The sequence below is a fragment of the Desulfoferula mesophila genome (assembly GCF_037076455.1).
GTDB lineage: Bacteria > Desulfobacterota > Desulfarculia > Desulfarculales > Desulfarculaceae > Desulfoferula > Desulfoferula mesophila.
In genome coordinates this window covers 1,798,398-1,809,696 of record NZ_AP028679.1, presented here as the reverse complement: position 1 = coordinate 1,809,696, position 11,299 = coordinate 1,798,398, and the positions used below count along the sequence as shown (strand labels likewise).

Annotated in this window: 12 protein-coding genes; 2 read left to right on the top strand and 10 right to left on the bottom strand. The window is 66.9% G+C overall.

Going from position 1 to position 11,299, the window contains the following annotated elements; all coding sequences use genetic code 11:
* Positions 1 to 111 precede the first annotated feature (111 nt).
* The 9 genes from AACH32_RS08050 to AACH32_RS08010 all read right to left on the bottom strand — a co-directional run bounded on the left by AACH32_RS08050 (position 112) and on the right by AACH32_RS08010 (position 7,380).
* Entirely contained in the window at positions 112 to 768 is a 657-nt protein-coding gene (locus AACH32_RS08050; RefSeq protein ID WP_338606271.1) for a molybdopterin-dependent oxidoreductase, read from the bottom strand.
* A 78-nt stretch (positions 769 to 846) separates the two neighbouring features.
* A complete protein-coding gene (locus AACH32_RS08045) occupies positions 847 to 1,806 on the bottom strand; it encodes a glucokinase (RefSeq protein ID WP_338606270.1) in 960 nt (319 codons plus the stop codon).
* On the bottom strand, positions 1,803 to 3,269 hold the full coding sequence (locus AACH32_RS08040) for a dihydrolipoyl dehydrogenase family protein (RefSeq protein WP_338606269.1): 1,467 nt from the start codon (positions 3,267 to 3,269) through the stop codon (positions 1,803 to 1,805). The genes AACH32_RS08045 and AACH32_RS08040 overlap by 4 nt, the downstream gene beginning before the upstream one ends.
* Positions 3,270 to 3,277: 8 nt before the next feature.
* On the bottom strand, positions 3,278 to 3,988 hold the full coding sequence (locus AACH32_RS08035) for a TVP38/TMEM64 family protein (RefSeq protein ID WP_338606268.1): 711 nt from the start codon (positions 3,986 to 3,988) through the stop codon (positions 3,278 to 3,280).
* Positions 3,989 to 4,133: 145 nt separating this feature from the next.
* Positions 4,134 to 4,946, bottom strand: a complete 813-nt coding sequence (locus AACH32_RS08030; RefSeq protein ID WP_338606267.1) for a substrate-binding domain-containing protein — start codon at positions 4,944 to 4,946, stop codon at positions 4,134 to 4,136.
* 81 nt (positions 4,947 to 5,027) lie between these two features.
* The gene (locus tag AACH32_RS08025) at positions 5,028 to 5,708 is read right to left on the bottom strand and encodes an energy-coupling factor ABC transporter ATP-binding protein (RefSeq protein WP_338606266.1); all 681 of its coding nucleotides are present in this window, start codon (positions 5,706 to 5,708) and stop codon (positions 5,028 to 5,030) included.
* 9 nt (positions 5,709 to 5,717) lie between these two features.
* Positions 5,718 to 6,410 carry an ABC transporter permease gene (locus tag AACH32_RS08020; protein WP_338606265.1) on the bottom strand — a complete coding sequence of 231 codons (693 nt, stop codon included), beginning with the start codon at positions 6,408 to 6,410 and terminating at the stop codon, positions 5,718 to 5,720.
* A gap of 4 nt (positions 6,411 to 6,414) precedes the next feature.
* Entirely contained in the window at positions 6,415 to 7,020 is a 606-nt protein-coding gene (locus tag AACH32_RS08015) for a hypothetical protein (protein WP_338606264.1), read from the bottom strand.
* Between the two features lie 3 nt (positions 7,021 to 7,023).
* Positions 7,024 to 7,380 carry a winged helix-turn-helix domain-containing protein gene (locus tag AACH32_RS08010; protein WP_338606263.1) on the bottom strand — a complete coding sequence of 119 codons (357 nt, stop codon included), beginning with the start codon at positions 7,378 to 7,380 and terminating at the stop codon, positions 7,024 to 7,026.
* 136 nt (positions 7,381 to 7,516) lie between these two features.
* Here AACH32_RS08010 and AACH32_RS08005 point away from each other — a divergent pair, with 136 nt between their 5' ends.
* Positions 7,517 to 8,755 carry a molybdopterin molybdotransferase MoeA gene (locus AACH32_RS08005; RefSeq protein WP_338606262.1) on the top strand — a complete coding sequence of 413 codons (1,239 nt, stop codon included), beginning with the start codon at positions 7,517 to 7,519 and terminating at the stop codon, positions 8,753 to 8,755.
* A 10-nt stretch (positions 8,756 to 8,765) separates the two neighbouring features.
* Positions 8,766 to 10,694 carry a molybdopterin biosynthesis protein gene (locus AACH32_RS08000; RefSeq protein WP_338606261.1) on the top strand — a complete coding sequence of 643 codons (1,929 nt, stop codon included), beginning with the start codon at positions 8,766 to 8,768 and terminating at the stop codon, positions 10,692 to 10,694.
* Here AACH32_RS08000 and AACH32_RS07995 read toward each other — a convergent pair whose 3' ends face one another.
* Complete coding sequence (locus AACH32_RS07995) at positions 10,695 to 11,270, bottom strand: FmdE family protein (protein ID WP_338606260.1); 576 nt, start codon at positions 11,268 to 11,270, stop codon at positions 10,695 to 10,697. It abuts the gene before it with no gap.
* Positions 11,271 to 11,299 lie beyond the last annotated feature (29 nt).

The following is an 11,299-nucleotide window of genomic DNA, read 5'->3' as shown; positions in this document are numbered from 1 at the left end:
ATCCTATCTCTCTTGCGCGCCGTGCCCATGAACCACCGCCTCGCCACCCGGCAACACCCTCGTTAAGATCGAGCCGCATACGGTGGGGACGGTCTCTGCAACTAGGCTATCCTACCCCTTTTTGCCGCTGGCCGACAGGCTGACTCGGGCCACGTATTTCACCCAGTCGTCGCCGTAGTGGCTGCCGGCCACCACCCTGAGGGGAAAACCGTGCTTGCGGGGCAGATCGCGCCCATTGACCTGGTAGGCCAGGAACACCTCGTCGCTCAGCACCTCGCGCAGGGAAAAGTGCTCCACCTTGGCCCCGGCTCCCCCCACGCCGCGTATGGTCACCCGGTCGGCCCGGGCGCGCGGCTTGGCCTCCTGGAGCAATGCCCCCAGGCTCAGGCCCTTGTAAAGGGCGTTGAAGGAAAACACGCCGGGGCAGATCAAGAGCACCTTGCTCTCCAGCACGGGCCGGGCCTTGAGTTGCTCCAGGCTCAGGCTGAGGGGCCGCTCCACCTCCCCATCCACCAGCAGGCGCCACCGGACCGGATCCACGTCCAGGTCGCTTTGGCCCATGGTGCCGAACTGGTCTATGGGGGTTAGGGACAGATTGCGGTTGTCGATGCTGCGAGGATTGTATTGGGCCAGATCGGTGGCCTTGATATGGCTGGGCAGGATGCGGCGCTTGCCTTGGGCCCACAGGCGGCCGGGCCAGGACAGGGCCAGGGAAGCCGCTCCCAACAGCCGCAGCCCCTGGATGAAAAAGGCGCGGCGTTTGTTCATGATTCGCCTTCTTTCCCACCCCCTGCTTGGGCCCGGGCTCCTCCCTTGCCCCGAGCCATTTCATATAATATTACTAGTCTAACGGCGGGGCCCCAGGCGTTCCAGGGCGGCGGTGGCCGCGCCCCACAGGCCGCTGTTTTCGTCGGCGATCAGCCACACCGGGATGTCTCGCAAGATACGGTTGCTGGGGTCGGCCAGGCGAAACTCGCGGGCGAACTGCTCATGCTCCACCAGGGCCGGCAGCTTGGCGGCCACCCCCCCGGCGATGTACACCCCGCCCAAGGCGGTCACCTGCATGGCCCATTGGCGGCAGGCCCGGCCATAGAAGCGGGCCATCCAGGCCAGGGTGTCGGGATGCTGATCCAAAACCGCGCCCACCTCTTCCGGGCTCAACTTTTGACCGGTCAGAAACTGGTGTAGGTAGCTGAGGCCCTTGCCCGAGACCACCGTGTCGGCTATGGGATAGGGGTCGCCCTGCTCCGCGCCCAGGAAAGCCTGATAAGCGCCTTCCCTTTCGCCATGAAAGGCAAAGGCGGCGTGGCCTCCTTCCGAGGCTACCGGCGTCCAGGCTCCCCTGCCGTCTGGCACCAGGGCCGCGTGGCCCAGGTTGCTGCCCGCCCCGATCACCGCCTTGGCCGCGTGGGGATCGGCCTGGCCTGGCAGCACCGGGCGGGCCTGGTCCGCCACCGGCGACAAGCAGGCCCAGGCCTGGGCCACGAAATCATTGATAAGCAGGCTGGGCACCCCATGGCCCAGGTCGCGCTCCAGGTCGATGTCCCAGGCGATGTGGGGCGGCTGGCAATAGGACTCCCGCTGCACCGGCCCGGCCGCGGCCAGACAGATCAGGTCGGCCTGATGATGGTCAAGGCCCAGATCGCTGGAAGGCAGGCGATCCAACAACTCCTGAAACGATCCAGCCTCCTTGGTGGCCAGCCACACGTCCTGCCGCAGCTTCAGTTCGGCCGTCTCGCTGCCTTGGAAAAAGGCGAAGCGGCTGTTGGTGGCCCCAATGTCGGCGGACAGGATGGCGGTCATCATCGCCCCCCCTCGGGAGGATTGCAGGCGCGGCCCTTGGTGTTGAAGAAAATCTTGAGCCCCTTCTTGACCAGGTCCGAGAAAAGCTTGGGAGCCAGCACGTCGGCGGCCACCTTCTTGTTGATCTCCCCCAGGGTGGGATAGGGATGCATGGCCCCGGCCAGGGTGGAGAGCTTCACATTGCCGCCCAAAACGGCCACCCATTCGTTTATCAGCTCCCCGGCGTGGGGGCCCAGAATTTGCACTCCCAGGGGTTTCTCGCTCTTATCCAGAATCAGCTTTACGCGGCCCAGCCCGGCTCCCTCGGCCAAGGCCCGGTCATTGGCCGCGAACTCCTCGCTCCACACGGTGTAGTCCAGACCCGCCGCCGCGGCCGCCTTTTCATTCAGACCCACCGAAGCCAGCTCCGGCTCGGTGAAGGTGCACCAGGGCAGCCAGGTGTAATCAACCTTGCGGGGCAGGCGCAACAGGGCGTTGGCCAACACCACCCCGGCCTCATAGCTCGCGGCGTGGGTGAACTGCCGCTCGCCGGTGACGTCGCCCGCGCCGTAGATGTGCTTGTGCGATGTGCGCAGGCGTCGGTCCAGCTCCAGGCCCTTGGCGCTGTAAGCCACCCCGATGTCCTCCAGGCCCAGGCCCTCCAGATTGGCCCGGCGGCCCAGGGCCACCAGCAGGGCCTCGGCGCCGAGCTCCCGGGGCTGCCCCTCGCCATCGGTGAAAACCACCACCGGGCGGCCACCCACCTGGCGCGCCGCGCTGACCTTGGTGTTCAGATAGAACTCCACGCCTTCGCCTTGCAGGGCGGACATGAGCAAGTCGGCCAGGTCCTGGTCTTCCTTGCTGAGCACCTGGCCGCTGCGCTGCACCACGCTCACCTGGCAGCCCAGGCGCTGGAAGGCCTGGGCCATCTCCAGGGCGATGGGCCCCCCGCCCAGGATGATCATGCTCTGGGGAAGCTTCTCCAGATAAAAAATGTCCTTGTTGGTCAGGTGGGGAACTTCGGTCAGGCCCGGCACCGGCGGCAGGGCGGGAGACGAGCCGGTGGCGATGAGCCAGGCTTTGGCCGAGACGCGCTCGCCGTCCAGGTCCACGCTGTGCTCGTCCACGAAGCGGGCCGCTCCAAAGCGCACCCGGGCCCCCAGCTCACAGAAACGCTCGGCGCTGTCGTGCTTTTGGATGGCCGCGATCACCCCCTTGATGCGCGCCGCCACCTGGGCGTAGTCCACCGGCGGTGGCGGTATCTGGGGCAGGCCGAAGCGGGCCGAGGTGTTGAGCAGATGGTAAACCGCGGCGCTGTGGATGAGGGTCTTGCTGGGCACGCAGCCGTAGTGCAGGCAGTCGCCGCCCAGGTGGGGCTCCTTTTCGATGAGCAGCACCTTGGCCCCCAGCTGGGCCGCGCCCGAGGCCAGGGTCAGCCCCGCCGACCCGCCTCCCAAGATGCCCACGTCGTAATCAAAGCCCGCCATGGCGCCTCCTATGGTTCGATGATGGCCTGGCGGCCGGTGCGGCGGCGATACCAGGCCAGGGCCTTTTTGACCACCAGGGGAAACAGGCCCAGGATCACGAAGCTGGCGATCAGACCGGGGGACAGGATGCCTCCCAGGGAATCGATCTGCCCCAGCTGTTTGCCCGCGTTGGTGAACACCGCGGTGCCCGGCAGCATGCCCAACTGACTTACCCAATAGAAGGTCCTGAGCGGCATCTTGGTCAGGCCCATCACCAGGTTGATGACAAAGAAGGGAAACAGGGGCACCAGGCGCAGGGTGAACAAATAGAAGGGCCCTTCCCTGTCCACGCCCCGGTTGATGGGCTCCAGCTTGTCGCCGAACCGGTGCTGCACCCAATTGCCCAGCACGAAGCGGGCGAAAAAGCAGGCCAGGGTGGCGCCGATGCTGCTGGCAAAGGAGACCACCAACAGGGTCCACCAAAAGCCGAACAAGGCCCCGCCCAACAGGGTCATCACCGCCGCGCCGGGCAGGGAAAAGGCGGTCACCAGGATGTAGAGCAAGAAGTAGCCGCCCAGCATGAGCGCCGGATGCTGGGCGTAATAGGCCTGGAAACGTGCCTGGGATTCCTTGACGTAGCTCAGGGAAAAATATTGTCCCAAGTCCAACAGCCAAAAAGCCAGGATGGCCGCTATCACCAGGGCCACCACGGCCAGGCGTTTGATCATGCGCGAGTTCATGCCTATCTCCGTAAACCGCCGCTGGTCTCATTGGCACAAGTTACCGCAGGCTCCGCCCCGGCGGCGGGAGCGGAGAATCACAACTCTTTCTCAGTCTAGGGGTGGCCTTCCGGTTCGACCAAACCCTAATTTAGCGGCGCGCCGGCTACTTGGGCGGGTGCGCCGGCCAAAAGAGCTTTTTGCCGTCAGCCTTATAGTCGGCGATGATTTTCTGCCCCTGGGGCGAGAGCAAGAACTCGGCGAACTTTTTGGCTTGGGCATACTTGGCCTTGGGGCACTTGGCCGGGTTGACCAAAATCACCGAATAGGGGTTTCTGAGCAGGTCTTGGTTGTCGATCATGATCACCAGGCTTATACGGCCGGTGCTCAGATACTTGCGATAGGTGGCTATGTCGCTGAGGGTATAGGCGCCCAGCTCGTCGGCCATGGTCAGGGTGGGGCCCATGCCCCGGCCCGCCTCGCGGTAGGCCGGCCAGTCGGGCTTGATGCCCGCCGCCTTCCACAGGGCCAGTTCCTTCACCTGGGTGCCCGAGTTGTCGCCCCGAGACAGGAAGGGGGCCTTGGCCCGGGCGATGCGCTCCAGGGCCTGCTCCACGGTTTTGGCCCCCTTGACCTTGGCCGGATCACTGCGGGGGCCCACCAATACGAAGTAGTTGTGCATCAGCGCCTGGCGATCCACTCCATAGCCCTCGGCCACGAAGCGCTCTTCCAGGGCCGGGGCGTGCACGATCACCACGTCGGCGTCGCAGCGCCGGGCGGTGGCCAGGGCCTTGCCCGTGCCCATGGGCAGATAGTGCACGGTGATGCCGCTTTGCTTGGTAAAGGCGGGCAGAAGCACGTCCAAGAGCCCGGTGTTGGCGGTGCTGGTGGTGGTGGCCAAGACCAGGCGGTCGGCGGCCAGCGAAGGGGCGGCCAACAGCAGGGCCGCCAGGGCAATCAGCAGTACGCGAGCGCGCATGGCTATAACCTCTCTATAAGGGCAGGCGCTGGGTTGATAACTGTCATCTTAGCAAGGAGTATGCGCGGCGCAAAGCGGCATTCAAGCTCCGGGCGCCTGCGGTGGCGGCGGGGCCAGGCGGCCGCCGCGCAGATAGACCACCTCTTGGGCCAGGCGGTGGGCCTGCTCCAGGGCGTGACTCACCAGCACCACGGTGCAGCCCTGAGTGGGCAGAGCGCCCAGCACCCGCTCGAACACCTGGGAGCTGTCCGGGTCCAGGTTGGCGAAGGGCTCGTCCAGCAACAGGGCCCGGGGCCGCAGCACCAGGGCCCGGGCCAAGGCCACCCGCTGCATCTCCCCCCCGGAAAGCCGCCGGGCGGGACGGGGCCCGAATCCGGCCAGTCCCACCTGCTCCAGGGCCTGGGCCACCCGCTGGTCGCGCTCGGCTCGCTCCAGGCCCCTGAGGCGCAGGCCATAGGCCAGGTTCTTGGCCACGCTGGTATCGAACAAATAGGCCTGTTGGGCCACCAGGGTGATTTGCCGCCGCCAGGGAGTAAGCTGCGCGCCCGAGTTGGGTAGCTCGTGGCCGTCGAAACGCAGGCTGCCCCGGTCCGGGGGAGTGATCAGGGCCAGGATGGACAGCAGGGTGGTCTTGCCCGCGCCGTTGGGGCCCTCCACCACGGTGATGATGCCCTCCGGCAGATCCAGGCGCTCCAGGCTGAGCACCTCGCGCCCTTCAAAGCGCTTGACCACCCCCCGCAGGCTGAACAGGGCCTCGCTCATCCCGCCCCCCTATTTCCAGCGGGCCTGGAGCTGGTGGCTGGCCAGGTTCACGGCCAGGGCCACCACCAGCAAAAAGAAACCCAGGGCCATGCCCTGGGCGAACTCGCCCTTGCTGGTCTCCAGGGCGATGGCCGTGGTGAAGGTGCGGGTGTAGTGGCGGATGTTGCCGCCCACCATGATGGCCGCGCCCACCTCGGTGACCACTCGGCCGAACCCGGCGGCCAAGGCGGCCAGCACCGCGAAGCGGGCCTCCTTGAGCACCGCCCAGGCGGCTTGCCAGGGTGTCGCCCCCAGGGTAAGGGCGGTTGGCCCCACTCGGCTGTCCAAGGTGGTAACCGCCGCGATGACCAGGGCGGTTATCAGGGGAAAGGCCAGCACCGCCTGGGCCGCCACCATGGCCGCCGGGGTGTAGAGCATCCCCAGCCCGCCCAAGGGGCCGTGGTAGGAGAGCAGGCCGTAGACCACCAGGCCCACCACCACCGTGGGCAGGGCCAACAGGGTGTTGAACACCACCACCAGCAGGCGCTTGCCCAAGAACTCCTTCTGCCCGATGAGCAGCCCCAGGGGCACGGCCGCCAGGGCGGCCAGAATAACCGCGCTGAACGACACCCGGAGGGAAAGCCAGGCGATGCCGTATACCTCGGGGTCCAAATTGACCAGCAGGCCCAGGCCCCGCGACAAGCCGCCCAGGAAGAAATCCAAGGCCCTACTCTTCTATTACGATTTCCAGCCGGCGGGCGCCTTCGGTCCCCCGGAGGGGAGCCAGCAGGCCGTGCAGGCTGTTGGCGATGATGTCCCGGACAAAGGCCTTGGCCGGCAGAGGCTTGCCGTCGGCCAGGATGGTGAGGGAGCGCCGCGCGGCGCGTCCCTGTACCCGCGCGGCCAAAAACCCGGCCAGGGCCGCCGCCCCGCCGAACCCCGGCACTCCCGCCTCGGAGGGCGGCTCGCCCGGGCCGGCCAGGGCCAGCAACCCGGCCCGGCCCAACATTTGTGGAGCCGCTCCCTGGGGGCAGAACTCCACCATGGCCGCGCCCTCGGCCGGGGGCAACAGACTGAGCACCAGATCCGCCCCGGCCAACAGGCGCAACGCCTCTTCCAGTGAAGGCGCTCCGCCGGGTTGCAGCAGGGTGAGGCTGTCCCGGCCCAGGCGCAACTCGACCGCGCCGCAGGAGGGGGCGAGGGATGGGGCCTCCTCTGGCCGGACCAGGGCCACCCCGAGGCCCAGGGTCTGACACTCCCGGCAAAACTCGCCGACAAACTCTTCCTGGGCCGCACTGCCTGGGCCCACCAGGTGAACCAGCATGGGGGGCATGGCTTACTTCTTCTCTCCGCGCAACTCGCTGACCAATTTGGTCCAATTATTCTGGGCCTGTTCAGCGAAAGCCTGAGCTTGGTTTTCAAACACTTCGAACTGCTGCAACATCTTGAGCCCCTCGGGGGTGAGCTGCACCTCCCGGCGTCCAGTATCGCTGCGCTCCACCAGGGGGAAGCCCAGGCGCTTTTCCGAAGCCCTAAGCCTGCCCCAAGCGGCGCGGTAGCTCATGTTCAGCTCGCGCGCCGCCCCGGCCAGGGAGCCTTGGTTCATCACCGCCTTGAGCAACTCCAAGCGACCGCCCCCAAAGAGCACCCTGTCGTTTTCCTCTATCCACAGCTTGAACTGAACTTCTGCCATGGCCTCCCCTTCGCGTTTCCTCCGTCTGGCGCTTTTTGCGTCCGGGGTTGTCCCCTGGGCGGAGTTAGGTCATTATTGGCATGTATCAGACCTTACATATATTACCTACACCTTTTTACCCACGAGGTCGCCCCGGATGAAAGCCTTTTTTCAAGTGCAGGACGTGGACGCGGTACACGCCTTGGCCCAGGAGCTGCCCCCCCTGCCCGCCGAGGAGGTGCCCCTGGAGCAGGCCTTGGGCCGGGTATTGGCCCGCCCCCTGACCGCGCCCGCTGATCTGCCCGGCTTCACCAGGGCCACCATGGACGGCTACGCGGTGCGAGCCAGGGACACCTTTGGCGCGGGAGAGACCGCGCCGGGCTTTCTGGACATCGTCGGCGAGGTGCGCATGGGGCGGGCCCCGGATTTCAGCCTGGGCCCCGGCCAGTGCGCCCGTATCGGCACCGGAGGCATGCTGCCCGCCGGAGCCGACGCGGTGGTCATGGTGGAGCACACCCGCCTGTTGGACGAAACTACCGTGGAGGTGGCCGCCTCGGTGGCGCCGGGAGGCAACACCCTGGGGCCCACCGACGACGCGGCCCAGGGCCAGGAACTCTTGCCTCTGGGGCAGCGCCTGCGCCCCCAGGACGTGGGCCTGTTGGCCGCCTTGGGGCAGGAAAAAATAATGGTGTCGCGCCGCCCCAAGGTGGGCATCATCTCCACCGGCGACGAGGTGGTGCCGGTGGGCTCCTCCCCAACGCCGGGCCAGGTGCGCGACGTGAACACCCATTCCCTGGCCGCGGTGGTCGCGCGGGCCGGGGGCGAGCCCCTGCCCCTGGGCCTGGTGCCGGACAACGCAGGGGCCCTGCGGGAGGCCACGGCCCGTTCCCTGGATGGCTGCGACCTCACCCTGCTCTCGGGCGGCTCCTCGGTGGGGGTGCGCGACTTCACCAGCGAGGTGTTCCTCTCCTTCCCCGGTGCCGAGCTTTTGGTGCACGGCGTGGCGGTGAGCCCGGGCAAGCCCTTTCTCTGGGTGCGCACCCCCTCGGGCCACCTGTTGGGGCTGCCCGGCCAGGTGGCCTCGTGCCTGGTGGCCTTTTACCTCTTGGTGGAGCCCATCCTGGAGCGCTTGCAAGGCCGCCCCGCCCTGCCCTTTGCCCGCTTCGCCCGGGTGCCCGCGGTGCTTGTGCGCAACATCCCCTCGGCGCCGGGCCGGGAGGAATATCTGCGGGTGGCCCTGCGCCAGGAGAACGGCCACTGGCTGGCCTCGCCCCTGTTCGGCAAGTCGGGCCTGTTGACCACCTTGATCCAGGGCCAGGGCCTGGTGCGGGTTCCCAAGGACTGCGAGGGACTGGACGCCTCCGAAGAGGTGGAAGTCCTGCTTTTCCCCAATTAGCGGAAGCAAAATGAAGCGCAACGTCTATCTAAAAATGATGCCCCTGGACCAAGCGCGCGAAAAGTTCCTGTCCTGCTTGGACTGGATCGCCTTGGCGGGAAGCGAAACCATCCCCACCAGCGAGGCCTTGGGCCGGGTCACCGCCAAGGTGGTGCTGGCCCGCTACTCCTCGCCCTCCTACCACGCGGCGGCCATGGACGGCATAGCGGTAAACGCCCAGGACACCTACGGGGCCACCCAGGAGCACCCCCTGACCCTGGAGCTGGAGCGCCAGGCCTTTTGGGTCAACACCGGCAACCCCCTGCCCGCCGGATGCAACGCGGTGATCATGGTGGAGCAGGTGCACCAACCCGGCGAGGGCCTGGCCGAGATACGCGCCGCCGCCTTTCCCTGGCAGCATGTGCGCCGGGTGGGCGAGGACATCGTCAGTCAGGAGCTGATGTTCGGTCACCACCACCGCCTGGGCCCGGCCGACGTGGCCGCCCTGCTCACCAGCGGGGTCTTCGAGGTGGAAGTGCTGCGGCGGCCCAAGGTAGCCATCATTCCCACCGGCTTCGAGTTGGTGGACTGGCGCGAAGCCCGGGAAAAACAGCCCGGCCCCGGGGCCATCATGGAGACCAACAGCCTGTTCTTGGCGAGCCTGGTGGCCCAGGCCGGCGGCGAGCCCGTGGTCCTGGACAAGGTCACCGACGATTTTGAGGCCATCAAGGCGGCGGTGGAGGGGGCCCTGGCCACGGACGCCCACATGGTGATGCTCAACGCCGGGGCCTCGGCGGGCAGCAAGGATTACAGCGCTCACGTCATTGCCGATCTGGGCGAGGTGCTGGTGCACGGCATCACGGTGATTCCCGGCAAGCCCTCCATCCTGGGGCGGGCCCAGGGCAAGGCGGTGGTGGGCAGCCCCGGTTATCCGGTGTCGTCCTGGGTGTGTTTCGACCAGTTCATCGCCCCGGCCCTGGCGGCCATGCAGGGCCAGGCCGCGCCGCAACGCGAAACCGTGCAGGCGGTGCCCGCCCGGCGCCTGCCCAGCAAGCTGGGGCGCGAGGAGTTTTTGCGGGTGCACCTGGGCCGGGTGGGCGAGCAGGTGGTGGCCACGCCGCTCAAGCGCGGGGCCGGAGCCATCACCTCCCTGACCCGGGCCGACGGCCTGCTGCGCATCCCGGCGGACAGCGAGGGCCTGGAGGAAGGCGTACCCGCCGAGGCCGAGCTTTTGGGACCCCGCGACCGCTTGGAAAACACCCTGGTGGTGGTGGGCAGCCACGACGTGACCCTGGACCTGTTGGGCGACCACCTCAAGCGCCTGGACCCCAGGCTGCACCTCAGTTCATCGCACCTGGGCTCGCTGGCCGGCATCATGGCCATCAAGGGCGGCCGTTGCCATTTGGGGGGAACCCACCTGCTGGACCCGGAGACCGGCGAGTACAACGTCAGTTATCTTCAGCGCTACTTAAAGGGCGTGCCGGTGCGTCTGGTCACCCTGGCCATGCGTCAGCAAGGGTTGCTGGTCAAGCCGGGCAACCCCAAGGGCATCACCGCCCTGGCCGACCTGGGCCGCGAGGACGTGGTGCTGGTCAACCGCCAGGCGGGCAGCGGCACCAGGGTATTGCTGGACTATGAGCTGAAAAAGATGGGCCTGGACCCGGCCAATATCCGCGGCTACGACCAGGAGGAATACACCCACATGGCCGTGGCCGTGCAGGTGCTGGCCGGAGGGGCCGACGTAGGCCTGGGCATCCTGGCTGCGGCCAAGGCCCTGGGGCTGGAGTTCATCCCAGTGATGGAAGAACGCTACGACCTGTGCATTCCCCAGGAGTACTGGGACGACCACCGGGTGGTTGCCCTGCGCCAGGTGTTGGCCAGCCCCGAATTCCGCCGGCAGGTCGACGCCCTGGGAGGCTATGACGTAAGCCCCATGGGCACCATCGCCTGGGAAGGCTAACTAAGAGTAATAGGCCTGGCCCGCGCAGGCCGGACACACACCGCCCTGGCGACTGGGGTGGTATTCCCCGCACGAGGGGCAAGCCGTGGTGGGCACGTGCTCCGTTTCCTTGAGCGGCGCCTTCATGGTCACCACCTGGGAACGCACCAGGCCGTGGCCGCCGGCCATGATCTGTTTGACCACCTCGATCTTTTCCACCTTTTTGCCCTCGGCGCGGCGCAGGTACCAGTCGGCCACCAGGGGGAACTCCTCGATGCCCTCGGCGCTGACCCAGGCCCTGGCCCCTTGCAGGGTCACGCGGTCATAGATGGTCAGGGCGAACTTGCCCCAATCCAACACCTGCAAGAAACCGTTGCCCAGAGTGCAGGGAGTCAGGGCCTGCACTGCGTCGGGCAGGCAAACCACCGTCTCCACCACCACGTTCATGTAGGGGGTGTCGCCCAGGGTCTTCCAGGCCGCGTCCACCAAAAAGCCGCCCATCACCGTGCCGGGCGAGATGTGGCCGTGGAACTCCTCCAGCCTTATTAAATAGTCTTCCCGGGGCATGCCGCAAATCTGCTCAGGCAATACGCTCATGCATTCGTTCCCATCTTTTAGGCGCACAG